Source organism: Paenibacillus ginsengarvi, from assembly GCF_003626695.1.
Classification (GTDB): domain Bacteria; phylum Bacillota; class Bacilli; order Paenibacillales; family NBRC-103111; genus Paenibacillus_AB; species Paenibacillus_AB ginsengarvi.
The window spans coordinates 184,672-206,291 of sequence record NZ_RBAH01000008.1; the positions used below are offsets into that span (position 1 = coordinate 184,672).

Consider the following 21,620-nt stretch of genomic DNA (forward strand, 5'->3'; position numbering starts at 1 on the left):
CGCTTTGTTTCTCACACGTTTGTTTACATCTCCATCATGCCAATATCCCCGCCGGGCATGGCTACCATCATGGACTCTGCTTCGCTGCCGGACTCTGGCTCCGCAGGAAGCTCCAGCGGCGTGCCGAGAGCAGGGGTGGCATACGGCAAATGCGTACGGCCGCGGGCCAAAATATGGTTTTCGTTCGAGCCGTTCCACGGAACGCGGGAGCGGGCGTTGCAATAATGAAGCACATAAGCGCGGCGGAACCGGTCGGCGGTCTCGTTGCGGTACGAACGGTGGAGCAGATGCGAATGGAAGAACAGGACATCGCCGGGCTCCAGGACGACAGGAAGAGACGCACCGTATTTGGCCGCAACTGCCGATAAATTGTTGATTGCGTCATCCATCACGCTCGGCGCTTTTGCCGGTTCAAGGCCTCGGATTAGCCTCCCGTCCGCGTGCACATAACCTTTACGCGCCTCGGCCGGAGGGTAGATCGGTTCGTTATGCGAGCCCGGCGCAACCCAGAGGCAGCCGTTCTGCTCGTCCGCCCGGTCGAGGGCGACCCACGCGCCGATCAGGCTGTCCGGCTGAGTCTGGATGTAGAATGAATCCTGATGCCAGCCCTGACCGCCTTTGCCCGGCGGATTGAAGAACAGCATCGATTGCAAGGCGAGAACGTCGGGACCGATGAGCGCCTCCAGCACGTCGAGCAGCCGCGGATGCAGCAGCCCCCATTCGGCCGTTTCGTTGTGTTGATGTGGCATATGCATACGGGCAGAGGAGAGGCGTTCCGGCTTAGCCGTCTCTTTCATCCAGGCGTGATCCCGCGACAGATGGTCCAGCTCGGTCACCCGGCCGTAATATATATCGTCGGTCCAGCTTTGCAGCCTGGCGATGTCTTGTTGCTCCAGCAACCCTCTGAGGATCAAATAACCGTTCCGGTGGTACTCCGCATACTGCTCGACTGATACCGTGAACCGGCTGCGCTGTGAGGCGGTCGTTTCGTTCATCGCAAAATCTCTCCCTTCGTTCGTGACATCTATATTGTCACCGATCGGAAGCGGACCGGCAATGTACGGAGACGAAACGATGATGGACAAATTTGATCTAGGTATCGTTCGCCGGGTGCTCCAACACGAAGAAGTGGTTGAGCGGGTAGAAGCGTCCCCAGTCATCCGGGGGAGCCAGTTCGCGCATGCGCGTGTCGCCGTATTTGTGCCGGTATTCCGTGGCGGTCATGCCCATCGTCCTGCGGAACAGCCGGTGGAAATAATATTCGTCGGCGAAGCCGATCCCGCGCGCTATCTGCTTGACGCTGTCGGAGCTCTGAAGCAGCAATTGGGAGGCAAGATCGATTTTACGCTTGATGATCCAGCGCTTCGGAGAGTGGCCGACATAGTGCTGGAACGAACGCGTGAAGTGCTCATGGGTCCAGCCCGCCAGGCGGGCGAGCTGCTCCACCCCGATCGATTCCGACGCATGGGTGTCGATATAGTGTAGGGCGGTGGAAATTTGCGGCGGCATCGTCTGCTCGTCATAACCGGCGCCATCCGGCTCCAGGGCGCTCTCCAGCTCCTCCAGCATGTACAGCAGCAGCTTCTCGGCCAGCACCTTCCATCTCGGCGGATGCCTGTGGAACAGATAAAGCATCTGCTTCATCAGCTGCGGAACCAGAGAACGATCCGGAAGCGGGAAAACGCAGCCGCCCGAGGAAGTAAACAGACGATAGCGCAGAAGCTCCGTCTCGCTGCCGATGTCGAAATGGACGAATAAATGGCGGCACGGGCTGTTCGGATCGAACCGATACTCGTGCTGCTCGCCAGGGCGAGTCACAAGCAGACACGGTCGATCCAGCGCGTGAGCCGTTCCGTTCGCGGTATACACGGAACGGCTGCCTACGGGAAAGTAGACGAGCTCGTAGTCGCGCAGTGTACGGGGGCCGAGAATACGGCCCGCTTTGACGGTGACGTCGCCTGCATGATGAAAACGAATCCTGCTTTCTTTCATGACGACTCCTTCCGGAATACGTTTTTCCACTTTGTCCGCCAGGTGTCAGTTCTCTCCGCACATCCGTCATACGGCGGCTACTTGGAATCACGTGACGGCAGCTTGTTTGCCGGGCCATGCATAGAGCAGATAAATGTAAAGGGCATCCAAAATAACGATGAGCACATACGAAACCGTGAGAAACATCGAGTCCGGATACTGGGTATAGGAGACGACGGATGCGCAAAAGGTGCCGAGCATTTTCGCATAACCGATCAGAACGGACTGGCCGGCATGTCCCCGGGTCAGCAGCATCGCTATAAACAGGATCGACATCATCAGGTTGATGGCGAAGCCGGTATAGGTCCCTTCGGGATCATGCAGGTCGATCGATGCGCTTACTTGCAGAGTAAAGGCGATTGCGAGGAAGAGTGCAAGCGCCGTGACTTTGAACCGGACTGATGACCATAAACCTTTTGAAAATACAACAAATTGAGCGAAAATGATCACATCGAGAATGAGCCATATCGCGGTTGCCAACGTTCGCAGCATTTCTTGGGGAAATACGAACAAATAAATGAACTCCCACGCGATGTTGGCGCAGAGCGCGGCTGCAGGCATGCCGCATATACGGTCGCGAAACCCGCGCCAAATGATCAGCACATAAGCAGCGGTCCAGAAGATGAAAACGCCGGCAAGCCACACCATCATGAAAAACGGGAATCCCGATTCCGTCATCGTCTCGTCACACCCCGGTTCGTCCGAATAGTAGACGTTATGAGCGACGAGTGCGGCTTATGATAGTCAAAGTTAAGCTTAGCTTCCGATACTCGCGGTCGTCTGACCGATTTTCAGCTCGCCTTGGATGCGAATATGCTCGTAAGGGAGAGACGGGTTGGCGATTCGCCACAACATCCGGTCCGCGGCCCGGTATCCCGTTTCGCGGATGGCCAGGAGCGGCATCGTGAATGGAGGCATCGACTCCGGCTGCCGGTTCAGCAGACCGATAATAGAAATATCGCCGGGGATGCTCATCCCTAGACGTTCGCTGATGAGCCGGTACACGTCCGCGACTTCTCCGTCGATTCCGCACAAAATGGCGGTCGGCTTATACCGCCCGAGTTTGTCCGCTATGTTATCCAGCAACTCGTCGCGGCTTCTGCGCAAGCCGATCGAATGGGCGTCCGTATGAACGGGGGAGCCAAATTCGTTCATCGCATGGAGAAACGACTGCCAGCGCAAAATGTATCCCCGCTGCCCGATCGTATCGCCTATATACATAATGTTGGTATGCCCGATCGAGCGCAAATACGATACCGCCTGGAACGTCGCTTCATAGATGTCCCAGATGACGCTGTCGACCTTCGTCCCGAGCGGAGGAAAGCTGAGCAGTATTTTCGGAAGCGGCAGGGCGAGCAGCTTCGGCTCCCACTCCCGCGGCATTATGCTCGGAGCGATAAACAAGCCGTCCGCATACGCGATGCCCTTCCGATCGAGCCATTCTTCCATACCGCTTTCCTTGACTGCATAAGGAAGCAGAACAACCTCGATCTGATGGCCGAACGAGGCGAAGCGTTCGTGAAGTCCTGCCAGCAGCTGCTCGTTATAGCTGGTCGATTGCGTCGTTTGCACGAGCAGGAATCGTTTGCGCTCGAGCGGATACGGGATAATATGGTCTACCTTCAGGCTGCGAATCTGCTCCTTGGTAAAATAGCCGAGCCTCTCCGCCGTTTGTACGATGAGCTGGCGCGTCATCTCGGACATGCCCGGTCTGCCTTTTAACGCTTTGGAGACGGTATGGACCGTCAGCCCCAGTTCGTTAGCGATGGTGCGAAGCGTAACCGGCTTGATGATGGGCATTAGGGCACCTCGGTCCTAGGTATTGATGTAGCACGGATGCCATCATCGTATCACCGATTGCCGCGAAGGTGAAGCGGTTTCCTCTCCGTGCCCGTCAATACGGCATTTTTGATGAAGCTAAAATGGAACTGGAAGCGTTGTGGCAGACGCTTATAATGAGTACCAGATGACAGTGCATCCAGACATTCCACCTATATGAAGATGAGGAGGGTCTTGGCATGACGTTCAAATGGGGAAAAGCCGCCGTCTGCTTCCTGACATCAGCCGCTCTTGTAAGCGGTTGCGGGGGAGGAGAGGGAAAGACAAGCTCGCAAGGAGAGTCCGCGCCGAAAGGAGCCGAGCCGGCCAAGCCGGTCACCTTGACACTGTACAACGCGCAGCCGGGAGCGGTGGATTTTGAAAAGCTGGGGATCGCGGAGGCGGTCAAGCAGAAATTCCCCCATATTACGCTTCAGTTGCTCAAAAGAGAAAAGGGCATGGAGTACGCAGACTGGGTGACCGGCAAAACGCCGGTGGACATTATTTACGAATCGACTGCGTTCACAGTCAGCTCGATCAAGACGAACGGGCTGCATGTCGATCTGCAGGAGCAAATCAAGCTAAACGGCTTTAAAACAGACGTTTTCGAGCCGAATGTGCTGGCTCATGCGATGTCGACCAATAGCGAAGGCAAGCTGTACGGCTTGCCGTTCACGATGAACCGGTATGCGCTGTTTTACAACAAAGGCTTGTTCGACCGTTTCGGCGCCGCTTATCCGAAGGACGGTCTGACTTGGGACCAAGTATACGACCTCGCCAAAAAGCTGACCCGGACGGATGCCGGGGCGAAGTATTACGGTTTCACCGCGCTGCCGAACAACATCATGCTGAACAACCAGTTATCGCTCGGCCCGCTCGATCTGAAGGAAGACAAGGCGGCGATGAATACGGACGGCTGGAAGCTGTTGCTGGACAATTTGCGCCGGTTCGGCGAAATTCCGAACAATGCGTTTGTGCCGGTTACAGATTCGGTCAAAGGCACCGTGGCGATGATCCTCGATTCCGGATCGATCAGCCAGGCGGGGAGCGATATCGAGTGGGACCTCGCTTCGGTTCCGGAGCTGCCGCAAAAACCGAAGACGGGCTTCAAGCCTGCATCGCTTTCCTTGTTTCTGGCATCGACATCGGCGCATAAGGAAGAAGCGTTCAAGGTTATGGCCTTCCTCGTATCGTCCGAGATGCAGACGAAGCTGACGAGGCAAGCGATCGGCACGCCACTGGCCGATCCGGGCGTGCGCAAATCGTTCGGCCAGGACTTGCCGCAGTGGAAGGGCAAAAATGTTCAAGCGCTTTACTACTATCCCGACGCCCCGGCATTGCCTCCGAGGGCCGATCAATTGACGAACGTATCCGTCAATTTCTCCAAGCTGTTTACGAGCACGAACGATTCGAACACGATTTTGCGCGACTTTGACGATGAGATCAACAAGGCGATACAGACGGAGAAGGCGAAGCTGCAGGCCAAGTAGGACCGGAAGCAGCGGTTCGGCGCCCGGTCAAGTAAGCGGTTAACCTGAATGAAAAGCGGAGTTCGCGGAGTGGAGCCGTAGGCCGCATACAGAGACAATCAATCATACTGCATGGGAGTGTACAACAATGAACAAAAAACTGACGGATGTACTCGTATACGGCGGAACGCCGGGAGGGATCGGCGCGGCTATAGCAGCGGCCAGAAGGGGAAAACGCGTAGCCTTGGTGGAGCCTTCGGCATACGTGGGGGGACTGATGACGAGCGGGCTCGGGGAAACGGATATTCGTTCCGTCGATACGTCCGGCTCGGTATTCGGCGAATTTCTCACTCGCGTATACGAGTTTTACGTTACGGAATACGGCAAAGGGTCCATCCAGGTGAAGGAGTGCAACAGAGGGCTTCGCTTCGAGCCTTCCGTAGCGCGAAAAGTGATGCGGGTGCTGCTTGCCGGGGAACCCGGTATCGAAGTCCTCTTGAGTGAGGAGCTTGTGTCGGTGACGATGGACGGCAGCTGGATTAGGGGCATCGTAACGGAGCATACCGCTACCGGTGAAAAAACGGTTTACGAGGCCGGTCAGTTTATCGACGCTACGTACGAAGGAGACCTCGCTGCCGCGGCAGGCGTTCCGTACCGGCTCGGGCGGGAATCGCGCGACGAGTGGAACGAGGAATTCGCCGGTAAGCTGTACTGCGAATACCGAACCAAAGAGGTGCTTCCAGGAAGCACGGGCGAAGGTGACGAACTGCTTCAGGCGTACAACTTCCGGCTCTGTATGACCGACAATCCGGCCAACCGGGTCCCATTCACTGAGCCGGAGCAGTACGACCGGAACGACTATGTGAGTCTGATCGAAGATATAACGGCCGGACGGCTGAACTCCTTTGGCGAGATCGTCAAGCTTTCGCGAATACCGAACGGCAAGACCGATACGAACAATCACCACAACTGCATGTGCTCGACGGACTTGCCCGGCGAGAACGGCGCTTATCCGGAAGGCAGTCGTCAAGTGAGGGAGCGGATTGCTCAGCGTCACAAAAGTTACATCCAAGGACTGCTCTGGTTTTTGCAGGAGGACCGGCAAATTCCCGAGAAGATTCGAGCGGAAGCCCGGCAATGGGGTTATGCGGCGGACGAGTTTGTGGAGAGCGGTCACTTTCCTCCGCAAATCTATGTGCGGGAAGCGCGCAGAATCGCTGGACGATATGTGTTTACTGAAAACGACGCACGTCTTGCCCCCGGCTTGCAGCGTTCTCCTATTCACTACGACAGTATCGCTACAGGCGATTATGCGATCGATTCGCACGCCACGTGCAAGCGGGAACCTATCGGACAAAACCGCTCGCTGGAAGGGTTTCTCGGCTTCGGCGCGCTGACGGAGGTGTACCAAATTCCGTTCGGCCTAATGGTGCCGGAAACCGTAGGCAATCTGCTCGTCCCGGTAGCGGTATCTGCTACCCATATGGGCTTCGGGACGATTCGGATGGAGCCGTTCTGGATGCAGCTCGGCTTCGCAGCAGGGGTGGCCGCGTCGATGAGCGCGGACGCAAACGCGCCGGTAGAGAGGCTCTGCATCGATTCGCTTCAAGATGAGCTGATCGAAGCGCGCCAGCTAATCACCTTTTTCCGCGACGTCAAAGCCGAACATGAAGCGTTTGGGGCACTGCAATACTTCGGGACGAAATCGTTTTTCTCCGGGTATGAGGCGAAGCTCGGGGAGCCTTGTACCGTCGCTGACGCTTCCTTGTGGATCGGCATGGCTCGTGCGCTGCCGGGCGGCGCCCGATTGCCTGCGCTTCCCGCTACGGATCGCATCGTGCCGGCCGGCGTGGACATCGGGCCGAGAAAGCTGGAGGATGAACAGCCGTACCGGGAGTACTGGGCCGAGCGGCCGGAGCTTACGGGGCTTCTTGCCTCCAGGTGGCTTGCTGCTGCTTGTCGTGCACTCGGAGTCGGCGATGCGGGTGCAGTAAGCTTGGGGGAAGTGAGCGGCGACGCCGTGTCCCGCGGCCGGTTTTTGACGGTGCTGTACGAGCTGCTTAAACTTTCGCGTTGGAAACAGACGAAGCGGGAGACGGGCGAATAAAATTTTTTGTCGCGTCCATCTTGCACCGATTGATATACGGTCATGCCGATACAGGCATGGCCGTTTTACTTTTTTACGGACTTTTCTCAAGTCAAATAAACATTTTGTCGTTTTCGGTCGGATTCGGTGCGCCGCCGTTTATACTCCGTGTAAGCCTTATCATTCTGGTTTTTGGAGGGGGGAGCGCATGATACGGTTTCATCAGGTGAACAAACATTACGGGTCGTTTCACGTTTTGAAAGATATTAATTTATCCGTCAAATCAGGCGAGGTCGTCGTCGTCATCGGGCCTTCCGGCTCCGGAAAAAGCACGCTCGTCCGCTGCATCAACCGATTGGAAGCGGTTACCGACGGGGAGCTGATCGTGGACGGCGTTCGCGTCAATGACAGCAAAACGGATATTAACAAGCTGCGCCGAAACATCGGGATGGTGTTTCAGCATTTCAATCTATACCCGCACATGACGGTACTGAAAAACATTACGCTCGCGCCGACGAAAACGGCGGGGGTGTCCGAGGCGGAGGCGCGCGAAACCGCGATGACGTATCTCGAAAAGGTGGGCATATCCGGCAAGGCGGACGCCTATCCGTCGCAGCTGTCCGGCGGCCAGCAGCAGCGTGTTGCGATTGCCAGAGGGCTTGCGATGAAGCCGAAAATTATGCTGTTCGACGAGCCGACGTCGGCGCTCGATCCGGAAACGATCGGCGAAGTGCTCGATGTTATGAAAACGCTTGCCGGCGAAGGGATGACGATGGTCGTCGTCACCCACGAGATGGGTTTCGCCCGCGAGGTAGCCGATCGCGTCGTATTTATGGATCAGGGCCGGATCGTCGAGGAAGCCGTTCCCGCGTCGTTTTTCGCCGAGCCAAAGGAAGAGAGGGCACGTCTGTTTCTCAGCCGCGTGCTGAATCATTGATTCACTCTGTTTCGCTCTTCAATAATATGGGTAAAAGGGGAGACTACTAATGAACATGTGGAAACAAGTAACGGGACTTGCGCTGACGGCGGTTATGGCCGTATCTCTTGCCGCTTGCGGCGGCGGAGACCAAGCTGGAGGAGATACGAAGAAGGGCTCACAGCCGGCAGCCGGTCCGGTCGAGCAAATTAAAGCAAACGGCAAGCTGAAGGTCGGCGTCAAATACGATCTGAACTTGTTCGGGCTGAAGGACCCGGCTTCGGGCAAAGTCGAAGGCTTCGATATCGATCTGGCGAAGGCGATCGCCAAAAAAATATTCGGCGACGAAAACAAAATCGAACTGAAGGAAGTTACGTCCAAGACGCGTATCCCGATGCTCAAAAACGGCGAAATCGATATGATCGTCGCAACGATGACGATTACCGAAGATCGCAAGAAGGAAATCGACTTTTCCGACGTTTACTTTATGGCTGGCCAGTCTCTGCTGGTGAAGAAGGACAGCAAAATCAACGGCCTGGCGGATTTGGCTAAAGGCTCCAAGGTCGTTACGGCCAAAGGCTCGACCTCTGCGACGAATATTCGCGAGAAGGCGCCGGGCGCGCAAATTATGGAGTTCGAAAACTATGCCGAAGCGTTCACCGCGCTTAAAGCCGGTCAAGGCGACGCGCTTACGACGGATAACGCCCTCCTGTACGGCATGGCGAAGCAGGACCCGAACTACCGGGTCGTTTCCGAGACGTTTACCGAGGAGCCATACGGGATCGGCATGCGCAAAAACGAAGAGGAGCTCGTCAAGCTGGTCAATTCGGTACTTAAAGAAATGAAGGACAACGGCGAGTACGACAAGTTGTATGAAAAATGGATCGGCGAGAAGCCGAAAAAATAAAAGCATGCCGGGTGCGGCGAGGCAACAGACCTTGCCCGCCGCCATCCGCCAGCTCGGGGAGATGAGGCCGCCATGCTCGATTTTACGATTTTGACCGACCATTTCGGCCAGTATATGGCCGGATTTCTGAATACAATCAAGGCAAGCGTGCTCGCTTTGATCGGCAGCTTCATTATAGGTACGATTTTCGCCGTCTTTCGCATCGCTCCCGTTAAGACGCTGAATATCGTCGGGGCTGCCTATGTAGAATTTTTCCGCAATATTCCGATTCTTATTATCGTTTTTTTCATGTTTACCGGACTTCCCGTGTTGGGGTTGCGGCTTGAGCCGTTTGCCGCGGGAACGATCGGTCTTATGATCTATACGTCCTCGTTCATCGCCGAAGCGATCCGGGCCGGCATTTTGTCGGTGCCGAAAGGCCAGATGGAGGCGGGACGTTCCTCGGGCTTCACTTATGTGCAAACGATGCGTTACATCATCCTGCCGCAAGCGGTCAAGCTTGTCATTCCGCCGCTCGGCAACCAGTTTCTGAACCTGATCAAAAACTCGTCCGTGCTCGGCGTCATAGCCGGTCTCGATCTGATGTATTACGGCGACCTTGTTTCTTCTTCTACGTTCGTCACGTTTGACGTATACATTTTTGTCGCCATGTTTTATTTGGTGTTAACGATTCCGCTCAGCTTCGGCATCCGTTATATGGAACGCCGGTTGGCAGGAGCCCGGTGAGGAGGAGAACGAGATGGATTTTGCCGGCGCCTACGCTCCTTCGCATTTAAAGTTTTTGGTACAAGGATTATGGGTGACGCTTGAGGTCGCTTTCGTCTCGATCGTGCTCAGTTTCGCGGTCGGCACGATTATCGGGATCATCCGTTATTGGAAAGTTCCGCTTTTGTCGGGGATTATGGCATTTCTTGTGGAAACGGTTCGCAATTTGCCGCTATTGCTCATCATTTTCTTTACGTATTTCGCGCTGCCGGAAATCGGCATCAAGATGAGCAAGATGACCGCCGCGATCGTCGCCCTCGTTATATTCGAATCGGCCATGCTGGCGGAGATCGTCCGCGGCGGGCTCGATTCCGTTCACAAAGGGCAGATCGAGGCGGCTCGCTCGTCGGGACTAAACGCCGTGCAAACGATGCGTTACGTCATTTTGCCGCAAGGGATGCGGCGCATGGTACCGCCGATCGTCTCCCAATTCATTTCGCTGCTGAAGGACACGTCGCTCGCCGTCGTGATTGCGCTGCCCGAACTGATGAACCATGTGCAAATTATTAACGGGCGCAACGTCAATTATGTGATTCCCACTTATGTGATGGCTGCGCTCATGTACTTTGTCGTCAATTACACCTTGTCGGTTCTGTCCAGAAGACTGGAAAGCAGGCAAGCGTAGGACCGCTTGCCGCTTCTTCGGCGAACAAACAGCAGCTCCACTTTAGGGTGGGGCTGTTTTGGGCACGATAACCATATCGTTTTTTGGGGAGGTGTACCGAAACCGCCGTGTCGGATCGAACTCGTATATTGATCGTGCTGCTGTTGAGTACAGCGCTGCTTGGGGAAGTAAAGCTGAATCCGTTCGGGGATTCGTTCCGCTTCTCGCTCGGCATCGTCGCCTATTTTTTCGGCTTGCTCTGGTTTTCCGTCCCGGTGCTGTCCACCGGGCTGCTGACCGGCGCGTTCGTCGTTCTGTTCCGGATCGGCGCCGATCTCGTTACGGGTAGCGATGAGGTATTTTCCAGTTTTGTGCACCATATCCCGACGTTTCTCTTCTATTTGACGTTCGCTTTGTCGGTGAAGCTGCTTCGCATCCGCAGGCAGGCCGAATTTCCGATCCTTGTCGGCCTAATAGGAGGGGCGGCCGATACGCTCTCCAATTGCGCCGAGCTGTTTGCCCGTTCGCTGCTGTTGGATTCCGCTTCGTTTACGTGGAAGGGACTGCTCTTGATCGCCATTACCGGTTTGCTGCGCAGTTTTTTCGTCGTCGGCTTGTACAATATGCTTTCGATCCGTCAGGTACGCGCGCACGGGGAATGGCAGAAGATGGAGCTGGAGAGGCTCATCCTGCTCAACTCCAATCTGTACAAGGAATCGTTCTATATGCGCAAATTGATGGATCATGTCGAACGGCTGACGCGCGAAAGCTACCGGCTGTACAAAAGACTGATCGATCAGCATCTGCCGGAGCATCGCGAGGCGCTGCATGTGGCGGAAAACGTGCATGAGCTAAAAAAAGATTTACAGCGCATCGTCGCCGGGCTTTCCAAGCTGATGAAGCCCACGCAGGCCGGGGAGCGGCTGGAGATCGCCGAGCTTTGCCGGCTCGCGGTGCAGGCGAACGAATCGTATGCGGAAAACCGCGGTAAGCGGATCGAATTTCGGCTGGAGGCGGATGTGCACCTCCACACGAACCAAACGTATGTGTTATTGTCGATTTTGAATAATTTGCTCACAAACGCAGTCGAGGCGATACCGGAGCACGGGCTGGTCCGGCTGGAGGCGGTGCTGATCGAGGAATGGCTTGTCATTCGGGTTAACGACGACGGACCCGGCATATCCGAGCGGGAGCGGGAGATGGTATTCGTGCCTGGCTATTCGACCAAGTTCAGCCCGGACGGCTATTTCTCGACCGGCATCGGCTTGACGCACGCGCGGGATATGGCCGTTTCGCTGGGAGGCTCGCTGACGCTGCTGCCCGGCTCCGACAACGGTGCCCGGTTCGAGCTGCGTGTGCCGATCAGGCATTTGATGCGGAAAGGGGAGGAGGACGAACATGCAGCTGTATTTGATTGACGATGATGCGGCCGTACGCAAAATGCTGGAGCGAATGATTGCCGAAAGCGGACTTGGCGAAGTCGTCGGGGAAGCTGCGGACGGTCTGGAAGTGACAGCCCGTGAGGTGGCGAAAGCCGATGTCGTTCTGATGGACCTGCTAATGCCGGGAAGAGACGGGATCGAAACGATCAAGGCTCTGCGCAAGGAAGGTTATATTGGAACCTTTGTTATGATCTCACAGGTGGAGCATAAGGAACTGGTCGGGGAAGCCTACCGGGAAGGAGTCGACACGTTCATCAGCAAGCCGATCAATCGCAATGAAGTGCTGTCCGTGCTGCGACGCGTCGAGCATCATCTAAATCTGGTGCGGTCGATCGATTCGATCCGCCATTCGCTGCGCGCACTCGGAGGCGATGCCGGAGCTGAGGAACCAGTAGCGTCAACCCCTCCCAAGCCATCGCTTGAAGAGAAAGCCGGTTCGATCATGCTTCAGCTCGGCATTGCAGGGGAAGCGGGTGCGGGGGATCTGATGAGCATTGTCCGCTGGCTGGACGAAGAGGAACGGAAGAACGGTCCGCACCGGGAGCTGCCTTCTTTGAAAGACCTATACGCCGAAGTACTGAGGAAGGAGGAACGAAGCGGGCCGCCGAAGCAAGCGGAGAAGGAGGTTCGGGCGCTGGAGCAGCGAATGCGGCGGATGGTGCTGCAAACGCTGACCCACCTTTCGTCGCTAGGCCTGACGGATTATGCGAATCCGATATTCGAGCATTATGCATCCCGCTTGTTCGAGTTCAAGGAAGTACGCACCCGCATGCGCGAGCTGGAGCAAGAAACGGATGGAACGAATAGCAAGGTAAATGTGAAAAAATTTATCCAGGCGTTTTATTTGGAGCTGAAGCAAAGCTGACCGCATCAGAGACTTGACGTGCCATTTCAGCAAGAAAAAGGCCCCTCAAACGAGCCGTTCCCCAGTTTCGGCATGGAAAAACAGCGCCTTGTCCATATCGAGGAAGATCGGTTCCTGCCGGTCTGGTGTCAGGCTGCGGCCCGGACTTGTCCGCGCGACGATCGGCTTTTGTGTTCCGATATCCATATAGGCATAGCGGTCCGCTCCCAGGAGCTCGCTGTACTGAACGGTGCCGTGAATGGCGGCGTAAGGAAAAGCGGGAGGAGCAGGATCGCTCAGATAAACATGCTCCGGTCGGATGCCCAGCAAAGCGGCGCTATTATGCAGATTGCGATCGGTAAACACTTTGGCTATACGAGCGGGGATAGCAATCGCGAACAGTCCAGCCTGAAACTCCAACTTCCCGCTTCGTTCCTGCACTTGCCCTGCAATCAAATTTACCGGCGGCAGCCCAATAAATCCGGCCACAAACGCGTTGGCCGGATTGTTGTATATTTCTTCCGGCGTATCCGCCTGCTGGATGACGCCGTCCTTCATGACGACGATCCGGCTGGCCATCGTCATCGCTTCCGTTTGGTCATGGGTCACATACAGCGTCGTCACGCCTAACTGCTTGTGCAGCCGTATGAGCTCGGAGCGCATGTGCACGCGCAGCTTCGCATCGAGGTTCGACAGCGGCTCGTCCATCAGAAACAGCTGGGGACTTTGTACGATCGCGCGCCCCAGCGCGACACGCTGGCGTTGTCCGCCGGACAGCTGCTTCGGATTACGCTCCAGATAAGCTTCAATCTCGAGCAGGCGGGCCGCGCGTTTGACCGCGATATCGATTTCGTGCTTGGGCATTTTCCGCAGCCGCAGTCCGAAAGCGATATTTTCATAGACAGACATATTCGGGTATAGCGCATAATTTTGAAACACCATCGCGATGTCACGGTCTTTCGGCGGCAGATCGTTGATGCGCACGTTGTTGATGTAAATATGGCCTTCGCTGATTTCTTCCAATCCCGCGATCATGCGGATCAGTGTCGACTTGCCGCAGCCGGAGGGACCAACGATGACGATAAACTCTTTGTCATCGATTTCGAGCGTAAAATTTTGCACGGCGCCGGCGTTGTTTTTGCCGTACCGCTTGCCTACGTGACTGAACAATATGCGGGACACGAACCGATACCTCCGTTATCTGGGTCGATTAACTTAAGCGGAAAGGAGATAGACAGCTCCTGCGCACAAGTATATCGCGAAACGGAACGGCTGTTGTGTTAAGAATGCGTAAACTGCGGCTTCTGGTTATGATTTGGGGTGCAGGGGCATTTGCTTGATCAGCGTCTTGGCGAGAAAATCGATGGCAAGCTCGCGGAGACTATTCTTGTCGTCATCCTGTACGATGTAAATCAAGTAATCCTCTTCGGTAGTCGTGTAATCGCCGATAACCGGCTCCGCGTGGTCGTCCGGGAGCAACTGTAAGTTGCTTTTCCCGCTTCATTCTTATTGGTAAAATGAGTCTCACAAGTGTTGCCAGTAGGTTGTAGTCGGCCGGCAAGCTATGCCGCAAGGAGGGAAAAGATGAGTCCATTTTATTATCGCCCTGGCGAACATGTAGTCTTACGGCGCGTATGGCAGGAACGGGTGTACCGGGTTACGACGCTAACTGTTGTGCAGGATACGCAGGATTGGATCGTCTTGTATTTGGGTCCGGGCTATCCGCTCAAAGCCGCGAAAAGTCCGCTTCAAGCCGCCGACCAGCAAGCGCTCGAGCCCGAACTGCGGGATTGCAGATGGGGAGGTGGGATCGAGCACCTGCTTATGCTGATTCGTCCTGGAGCGTCCCATGCGATCTATGCGATGAAGGACAAGGAGTTTCACTTGACCGGCTGGTATATCAATCTGCAAGCACCCCTTGTCCGGACGGACTTCGGTTTCGATACGACCGACTACTTGCTGGATGTGACCCTCCCGACCGACCGGTCCGTTTGGACATGGAAGGATGAAGAAGAGTTCGAGCTGGCGGTCGCCGGCGGGGTTATTAAGGAGGAGATGGCCAGCGGCATTCGCAAGGAAGGCGAGCTGGCGGCGAAGCAGCTGCAGGAGTTCCCCGCATCCTTTGTCGATAGATGGAGGCAGTGGCGGCCTCCGCAGGAATGGACGGTTCCCGAGCTGCCGCGCTGGGCGTGACGGCCCGGAAGCTTTGCTGAAGTTCATATGATGTTAATCTGCCGGTCCGCGTTTATCGCGGATTTTTTTTGGAAGGGCCGCAGCGTGCGTTCGCGACTAAGGATATCGGGTGATCGCGGAACCGGAAGTTCCGCTAAAGCGGGAAGGAGCGTCAAGCCGGCCAGAGCGATGGAGTTTGGACGACAGTTCGGGTGCAGCTAGGGACAGGATACCTTCTAAAAATGACTACGAGGTAAGGACATCTCTCCGTCAATAATTGTTGACAATATTACTTTCAGACAATACACTGTGGGTAGAGAGAAGACAGACCAAAGGGGACCGGTTCAAATTTCCCTGAATCAGAATCTCGCGGGGGAGGGATTGCGTCACAACGGGTCTAGATTATGAATAAAAGTCAAGGACTGAAGCGTTTTTATTAAGCGCTTACACTTGTCGATCTCCGCACACATTCCGGTCCAAGACTGGCTGTCATCTATTAGGATGGAGGGAATCGGACATGGCAAACAGACCGAGACAGAAGATGAAACCTGCGCTAGTAACGTTTCTTATCGCGACGTTACTGGGCACGACTGCATGCGGAACCCAAAAAGAGCCGGGGACGGCCGATCCGGGAACGAAACCGGCCCCCAAGCCGGAGCCGGTAGAGCTGACGATGTTTTATCCATGGAGCGGTTATCCGAAAGAAAAGTTTATGGAGGATGCCGGGAACAGCATCATCAAAAAGTACCCTCATATTTCGATCAACTACGTACAAAACGAGAAAGGCAGCTCTTACGAGGCGTTGATTGCAGGCGGGCTGAAGCCGGACCTGATCATGACGACCGATTCCTCGTTCGCCGCAGTCAAGACAGTCGGCTGGGACGGCGATATTACGGAGCTCGCAGCCAAGAACAAATATAACTTCGATGCGATCAATCCGGGCGTGCTGAAAGGGATTCAGGCTGTCGATCCGGGGAAAATCGCCGGCTTGCCGTCGCACGTCAACTCGCTCGCGCTGTTTTACAACAAAGATTTGTTCGATAAGTTCGGCGTTCCTTACTTGACCGACGGCATGACCTGGGACCAAGTGTATGAGGTTGCGAAGAAGATTACGCGTCTGGAAGGCGGGACGGTTTACCGGGGCTTTGGCATTCGGACTGGCAACTTCATCGGAATGAACCAACTTTCGCTCCCTGTCGTCGACAAAAACAATAAAGCCGTATTCAATACAGACTCGTGGAAAAATTACATTGGGAATTTCGCCAGATTTTATCAGGTTCCGGGGTACGGTGCCACGAAGGAACTCGTAGAAGGCGCCAAAGCGTACGATATGTTCCTCAAGGACCAGACACTGGCGATGCTAGTGCAGATGCAATCCGATTATCCGCGGGAAAGCCTGGGGCAGAAAATTAACTGGGACGTCGTCTCCTACCCGACACTGGCGGCCAATCCGGGTACGGGGCCTCAGCCAAACATTGTGTTTTATGTCATTCCGAAAACGAGCGACAAGCGGGATAGCGCTTTTCAGGCGCTTACGGCCATTCTGGAGGGAGAACAGCAGAAGGCGTTTGTGAAAACGGGTCTCGGCAGCGTGCTGAAGCAAAGTCCGGCCGCTTCCATAGGAGCGGATGTAGTGCCGGATCTCAAGGGTAAAAATGCGAAATCGCTGTTTCCCGTCAAATATGCCGATCTGGTTGAGCCGAACACGTATTTGGGCGTTGCGCAGGGACAAGTGTATCAAGCGTTCCTGGCGGCTGTACTCGGCAGCGACGATCTGAACACGGCGCTTCGCGTCGCACAGGAAAACGCCAATAAAGCGATCGAGACCCAACTGGCGAACAAGAAATAGCTTCCACATGACCGAAACGGAACAAGGAGTTGCGGCAGATGGATTTCGTAATTGATGTCGAAGGACTGGGAAGAAGCGGCCCGCTTGTGCCCGCATCCATACTCGGGACGAACCTGGAGATGGGGAAGTATACGGACGGGCTGCTGCTGTCGGAGCGGCTGGACAATCCGAAGTTTTTCGGACCGGAGGGTGTTAACGGGCTGGCTCCTGGCTGGCAGCCGATGAGCAATCATTATGCCGGCGTCCAGTACCGGCTCGTTCCGGGATTAGGGCTAAACGGCAGCGAAGCGCAAACGATCGTTGTGTATGCAAAAGCCGCAAACGGGGCGATGGTGCAAACCGGACGAAACGTGAAGGCCGGAGAGCGGCTCGTAGCCGAAATATGGGCGATGGCGAAGCACCAGCCGTTCGAGCTGGAGATTTCGCTGCGGCCGCTTCAGATCCGGCAGCCGGAATACGTCACGGCCCGAGTGCGGGTCGAGACGTCCTACTGGAAAAAGTACACAGCCGAACTCGAGTGCCCAGTGGGCGATCCCGAAGCCGTTTTCGTTGTTTCGGTCGCGGGCCCGGGCTTCGCCTGCTTCGATCAGATCCATTTGCGTCCGGCAGCGGAGCCTTCGCTTGACCGGGAGCTGATCGAGATGATCGGGTCGCTGCGCCTGCCGGTGCTGCGTTTTCCCGGCGGCTGTACGTCGACGGCCTATCACTGGCGCCTCGGGACCGGAGAGGCCCATCACCGTCCGGTTTGCCACGACCCCGTCAACAAGAGCCGGCTCGAATACGAATTCGGCATCGGCGAATATTTGGAGATGTGTTGTGCCCAGGGCATTCAGCCGTTTCTGACGCTTAATATCGGCACCGGCACGCCGGAGGAAGCGGGCGAATGGGCCGACTATTGCCGGGACTGGTACGTTCGGCGCGGTCTGGAGCTTCCGGACATTTATTTTCAGATGGGCAACGAGCAATACGGCAGGTGGGAGCTTTCGCATATGGATGCGGAGATGTATATCCGCGCTTTGCGCGATTTCGTTCCCCAGGTGCGCAGCGGATATCCGAAAGCGTTCATTGTGGCGTTGGCCGAGCCGATATCCGTAGGCGTATGGCAGCCCGACACCAAGTGGCGCGAAACACTGCTGCGGGAAGGAAGGGACTTGTTCGATGTCGCTTCCATCAACCGTTACAAAGGACAATTGTACGCCGACCCGCAGCAGCAAATCGACAACGCGGCGGACAGCGCAGCGAAAATTGGAGACGATCTGCGGGCACTTATTCGGGACTGCCGCGAAGCGGGTTCGCAGGCACAGGTGGCGCTAACGGAGTGGAATTATTGGATATCGGCGTCCCATTGGGACGGCCGGGGTTTTTACGAATCCGACGATGCAAGTCATGGCCTGTTCTACGCCGGACTGATTCAGGAGCTGGCGCGGCTGGCTCCGCACCTGGCCGTCGCGAACTTTTATCATCTGATCAATGTGATGGGAATGATCCGTAAGGACGGCGGAGAAGTGGCGGAAACCTCGATCTCCCGTTTGTATCGGCTGTACCGCCCTGCTTTTCCTGGCGTTCTGCTCCCCATTTCGGCTGAGGCCAATGGAGAAGAGAAATCAGGTGCGGATAGAGAAGAGCAGGGGGAGCCTGTTATCGTAGCGGGGGAGCTTGTTTCTGGACGGCTTGATGCATTCGCCGTGCAAGGCGGCGGTTCGTTATGGCTGTTTGTAAGCAACCGTTCCGTTACCTGTTCCGCGAACGTACACTTGCGTATTGACAGCTCAAGCTGGCGCTCCGCTGTACTGATGTCAGCGGACTATGCAGGTTCTCCGCTTACGGAGATTACAGCCCCGTCCGCATCGGACCGAATTGAACTGCCGCCTCTGTCGCTGCTTCGAATCGAATACGATGGTTAGACAGATAAGCTCTGTAAACTCGGCAATTTCCGGTTTGCGGGGCTTATTTAATGTGATTAAATAATTATTAATTTTATTAATGACATTAAATAAATTCAGTGTAATCCTCGTATCCCGGGCAAATAGGTAAAAAGGGTGCTGACCTTTGAATAGTGATCCACTATAATAAATTGGAAAGCAAGTATAAATTTACACCTGATCGAAATGGAGATTGGAATGAAACGTAGTCTCAGCCTTGTAAAAAACAGCATACGGTTCGCCGCAATACTGGCTACACTTACGATCAGCGCTTGCAGCGAGGGGAATAATCCATCCGGAATGGCGGCTGAGCCGCCTCATCCAGCCGTGCAGATGAACAGTCCCGCTATCAGACAGCCAGAACCCGCTGTCGATACGCCTGCTGTCTCACCTCGACCGCAGCAAGCCGAGACACCGGCTACATGGGGAGCATCGCCAGTGCCAGTCCCGGCGGTAGCTGCCCCCGAGCCGATAGAGATCGGGCTGGAAGAGTGCGGTACCGCCCAATTCGGTAAAGATGAGCGTACCACGCACCTGCCGCTGCGCTGCATTCGGGCAACCTACGGGTTCGACGGCCCGGAAGGTTCGCAAGCGGTCGCTCCCGGGCAGCCGATCCAGGTCGACACCTACGTCATTCCTTCAGCGTTTCGCTCATCGCTCGCCGCCTATTGGATGAATCTCGGGGTGAACGGGAGAGGCGTACTGCTGCTGGCGCCTAAAGACTGGAGCTTGTTTGCGGCCGGCGTCGGCGCCAACGGCTCTCATAACATTCGGCTCGTCAATCCGGACGATGAGGAGCAATATGTCGACTACTTCGATCAGGGAGGCTGTCAAGGCTGCCTCGTTCCGAATATAGGCGGTTATTTTCCTGAATTGAAAGAGTGGGTCGAGGAGCAAGGATATGAAGTAAGTCCGCGCCCAGAAATCGCCGAACGGGCGATGTTGACGCCGAATTTAGTCGCCTTCCGCAAGCAATCGGAGAAGAGAGGATATTCGGTTCACGGCGTTGCCTACCAAGAGCATGGCGGCGGAGGTGCAAGGTTCCGCGACGAGGAAGTAGGTCTACCGTCCGCAGACAAAGCGATGGCAACCGCAATACTGAATTTGTTTGTAGCGCTGCACCGGGAACAGCCGGAATAGTCGGTATGCGGCGTCCTCGGAGAAACCGAACCTCTACGCGGGGTTCGGTTTTTTGTTGCTTTTTTCCTAAAGGCTGGAACTATATCCCTCTTTCATTTGTCCAATATAGTGAGGGCGAGGTGAATAGTTCGTGCAGGAGCAAGAGCACTGGAAGCATATGGCTTCCCTTAATAAAGAAACATTCCGTGCGTTAATGACTGAGTACGGACAAGAGGTTTGGAACTATGCTTTTCTCATTACGAAGCGAGCCGATCTGGCTGACGATATATCGCAAGATGTGTTTCTGAAAGTATATCAAAACATCGGAACGTTTCGGGGGGAGTCGTCGTTCAAGACGTGGCTGTTTTCCATCACGCGAAATACGGCGATCAACTACCGGCGTTCCGCTTTTATCCGGAAAGTGACTTTGGTCGAATGGATCGTCCGTCCCGACACCCATAACTCGGCGGAAGACGAAGCGATGGAGCTGTGCCTTGCCGAAGATATTTGGCAGGTCGTTCTCAAGCTACCGATTGCGTATAGGGAGGTTTTGATCCTCGATGCGAAATACGAGCTTACGAACAAGGAGATAGCGGAAGTGCTAGGCATCTCGCAAGGTACGGTAAAGTCGCGGTTGTCTCGGGCGCGCAGCAAGGTGACGAAAATGTGGAGGGAGAGGGAAACGCTTGAAGGAGTCTAAGCCGGATTGGTATGCGCGTTTGAAAAACGACCCGTTCCGCAAAAAGACGTTCACGGATCGGACGATAAGCCGTATTGAACGATTGGCGGAGGAGGGGCGAAGCAACTCGTACCGGGCGAGAGGGACAAGATCAGCGGCAATAGGGATTGCTGCCGGCTTAATCATCGTGTTGCTTGTGTTTGTTTCTTTTAACCCATATGCACCGTATATTCATAATTCTACGGAAGTCGGGAAAGAAGCGGACCCGCCCTCGGTAAAAGAAAGGCACGGCCTTCAAGGCGACGGAGATTCAGCCCAAGCACCGAATAAAGCGGACAACGCCCCCTCAGTGCCGCAGCAAAAAAACGATGGAACAGAGGAAGCCGTGGCGCCGCCCAGAGAGGACGTGTCGGTCCGTGCCATTGGAACGCATTCGGAGGGGCTTATCGTGATAAAGCCCGCAAATCAAGCGAAGGTAGCCGCTCTCGGCGCCGCCAGCTGTTACGGGCAGGAAACGGATTTGAATTGGAGAGGGGACTATGCTGTCTATTGGGAACCGAAGACGGGGGGAGCCACAAGTTTAATATTTACGTTCCCAATCGATTTCGAGATTATCCAACGAGGCGACACGCCGGTAGAGATGAAGAAATTCCAGCTCGGAGGGACGGAGCTTTTCGCCTATACACCGCGTTATACGGATTGTCACGCGCTCGAAACATATGTATTCGGCGTTGCGGACGGCAAGGCGTTCTCTGTTCCGTTCGAGATGGACGCGAAGCGAAGCTTATCGAATCTCGGCAGGCTCCCGATCCGCGAGCTGCAAATAACGGACGAGGAGCTGATCATAACCGGCGGGTACGGGGCCGGTCAAGATTTTATCGACGTGTATCATTTCCTTTATGACCCGAAAAAGAAGTCGCTCATCCTGCAAACAACGGATCAGTTGAAGCCGAACGAACTTAAAAGCAATCCGAAATAACCGATGACCGAAAAGGGA

At 55.4% G+C, this 21,620-nt stretch carries 20 protein-coding genes; 14 read left to right on the forward strand and 6 right to left on the reverse strand.

What is annotated here, in order from left to right; translation table 11 throughout:
* Nucleotides 1-23: 23 nt before the first annotated feature.
* The 4 genes from D7M11_RS13405 to D7M11_RS13420 all read right to left on the reverse strand — a co-directional run bounded on the left by D7M11_RS13405 (nucleotide 24) and on the right by D7M11_RS13420 (nucleotide 3,831).
* A complete protein-coding gene (locus tag D7M11_RS13405; RefSeq protein ID WP_240041096.1) occupies nucleotides 24-1,085 on the reverse strand; it encodes a phytanoyl-CoA dioxygenase family protein in 1,062 nt (353 codons plus the stop codon).
* A gap of 7 nt (nucleotides 1,086-1,092) precedes the next feature.
* Nucleotides 1,093-1,992 carry an AraC family transcriptional regulator gene (locus D7M11_RS13410; RefSeq protein ID WP_147433427.1) on the reverse strand — a complete coding sequence of 300 codons (900 nt, stop codon included), beginning with the start codon at nucleotides 1,990-1,992 and terminating at the stop codon, nucleotides 1,093-1,095.
* Between the two features lie 87 nt (nucleotides 1,993-2,079).
* Nucleotides 2,080-2,709, reverse strand: coding sequence for a transmembrane-type terpene cyclase (locus D7M11_RS13415; protein ID WP_120747730.1), 630 nt, complete (start codon nucleotides 2,707-2,709; stop codon nucleotides 2,080-2,082).
* A 78-nt stretch (nucleotides 2,710-2,787) separates the two neighbouring features.
* On the reverse strand, nucleotides 2,788-3,831 hold the full coding sequence (locus D7M11_RS13420; RefSeq protein ID WP_120747731.1) for a LacI family DNA-binding transcriptional regulator: 1,044 nt from the start codon (nucleotides 3,829-3,831) through the stop codon (nucleotides 2,788-2,790).
* Between the two features lie 218 nt (nucleotides 3,832-4,049).
* Here D7M11_RS13420 and D7M11_RS13425 point away from each other — a divergent pair, with 218 nt between their 5' ends.
* The 8 genes from D7M11_RS13425 (at nucleotide 4,050) to D7M11_RS13460 (ending at nucleotide 12,903) form a co-directional block, all read left to right on the forward strand.
* The gene (locus D7M11_RS13425; RefSeq protein ID WP_120747732.1) at nucleotides 4,050-5,339 is read left to right on the forward strand and encodes an ABC transporter substrate-binding protein; all 1,290 of its coding nucleotides are present in this window, start codon (nucleotides 4,050-4,052) and stop codon (nucleotides 5,337-5,339) included.
* Between the two features lie 127 nt (nucleotides 5,340-5,466).
* Nucleotides 5,467-7,425, forward strand: a complete 1,959-nt coding sequence (locus D7M11_RS13430; protein ID WP_120747733.1) for an FAD-dependent oxidoreductase — start codon at nucleotides 5,467-5,469, stop codon at nucleotides 7,423-7,425.
* A 187-nt stretch (nucleotides 7,426-7,612) separates the two neighbouring features.
* The gene (locus tag D7M11_RS13435) at nucleotides 7,613-8,341 is read left to right on the forward strand and encodes an amino acid ABC transporter ATP-binding protein (RefSeq protein WP_120747734.1); all 729 of its coding nucleotides are present in this window, start codon (nucleotides 7,613-7,615) and stop codon (nucleotides 8,339-8,341) included.
* A 49-nt stretch (nucleotides 8,342-8,390) separates the two neighbouring features.
* Nucleotides 8,391-9,227, forward strand: a complete 837-nt coding sequence (locus D7M11_RS13440; RefSeq protein WP_120747735.1) for a glutamate ABC transporter substrate-binding protein — start codon at nucleotides 8,391-8,393, stop codon at nucleotides 9,225-9,227.
* Between the two features lie 72 nt (nucleotides 9,228-9,299).
* Nucleotides 9,300-9,953 (forward strand): amino acid ABC transporter permease, encoded by a 654-nt coding sequence (locus D7M11_RS13445; protein WP_120747736.1) that lies wholly within the window; start codon nucleotides 9,300-9,302, stop codon nucleotides 9,951-9,953.
* 13 nt (nucleotides 9,954-9,966) lie between these two features.
* Entirely contained in the window at nucleotides 9,967-10,617 is a 651-nt protein-coding gene (locus tag D7M11_RS13450) for an amino acid ABC transporter permease (protein ID WP_120747737.1), read from the forward strand.
* A gap of 134 nt (nucleotides 10,618-10,751) precedes the next feature.
* A complete protein-coding gene (locus D7M11_RS13455; RefSeq protein ID WP_240041097.1) occupies nucleotides 10,752-12,014 on the forward strand; it encodes a sensor histidine kinase in 1,263 nt (420 codons plus the stop codon).
* Nucleotides 11,995-12,903: a response regulator gene (locus D7M11_RS13460; protein WP_120747739.1), complete on the forward strand. Its 909-nt coding sequence runs from the start codon at nucleotides 11,995-11,997 to the stop codon at nucleotides 12,901-12,903. The genes D7M11_RS13455 and D7M11_RS13460 overlap by 20 nt, the downstream gene beginning before the upstream one ends.
* A gap of 45 nt (nucleotides 12,904-12,948) precedes the next feature.
* On the opposite strand, the gene D7M11_RS13465 is transcribed toward D7M11_RS13460, so the two are convergent.
* A complete protein-coding gene (locus tag D7M11_RS13465) occupies nucleotides 12,949-14,064 on the reverse strand; it encodes an ABC transporter ATP-binding protein (RefSeq protein WP_120747740.1) in 1,116 nt (371 codons plus the stop codon).
* Nucleotides 14,065-14,190: 126 nt separating this feature from the next.
* Nucleotides 14,191-14,361, reverse strand: coding sequence for a hypothetical protein (locus D7M11_RS36385; protein WP_158606585.1), 171 nt, complete (start codon nucleotides 14,359-14,361; stop codon nucleotides 14,191-14,193).
* 105 nt (nucleotides 14,362-14,466) lie between these two features.
* On the opposite strand from D7M11_RS36385, the gene D7M11_RS13470 reads away from it, so the two are divergent.
* The 6 genes from D7M11_RS13470 to D7M11_RS13495 all read left to right on the forward strand — a co-directional run bounded on the left by D7M11_RS13470 (nucleotide 14,467) and on the right by D7M11_RS13495 (nucleotide 21,602).
* Nucleotides 14,467-15,075 carry a ribonuclease FAU-1 family protein gene (locus tag D7M11_RS13470; protein WP_120747741.1) on the forward strand — a complete coding sequence of 203 codons (609 nt, stop codon included), beginning with the start codon at nucleotides 14,467-14,469 and terminating at the stop codon, nucleotides 15,073-15,075.
* A 496-nt stretch (nucleotides 15,076-15,571) separates the two neighbouring features.
* Nucleotides 15,572-16,903: an ABC transporter substrate-binding protein gene (locus D7M11_RS13475; RefSeq protein WP_120747742.1), complete on the forward strand. Its 1,332-nt coding sequence runs from the start codon at nucleotides 15,572-15,574 to the stop codon at nucleotides 16,901-16,903.
* Between the two features lie 38 nt (nucleotides 16,904-16,941).
* On the forward strand, nucleotides 16,942-18,807 hold the full coding sequence (locus D7M11_RS13480) for a hypothetical protein (RefSeq protein WP_120747743.1): 1,866 nt from the start codon (nucleotides 16,942-16,944) through the stop codon (nucleotides 18,805-18,807).
* 216 nt (nucleotides 18,808-19,023) lie between these two features.
* Nucleotides 19,024-19,965, forward strand: coding sequence for a DUF4850 domain-containing protein (locus tag D7M11_RS13485; protein WP_158606586.1), 942 nt, complete (start codon nucleotides 19,024-19,026; stop codon nucleotides 19,963-19,965).
* 130 nt (nucleotides 19,966-20,095) lie between these two features.
* Nucleotides 20,096-20,644, forward strand: coding sequence for an RNA polymerase sigma factor (locus tag D7M11_RS13490; RefSeq protein WP_240041098.1), 549 nt, complete (start codon nucleotides 20,096-20,098; stop codon nucleotides 20,642-20,644).
* Nucleotides 20,631-21,602, forward strand: a complete 972-nt coding sequence (locus D7M11_RS13495; RefSeq protein ID WP_120747745.1) for a hypothetical protein — start codon at nucleotides 20,631-20,633, stop codon at nucleotides 21,600-21,602. Before D7M11_RS13490 ends, D7M11_RS13495 begins: the two co-directional genes overlap by 14 nt.
* Nucleotides 21,603-21,620 lie beyond the last annotated feature (18 nt).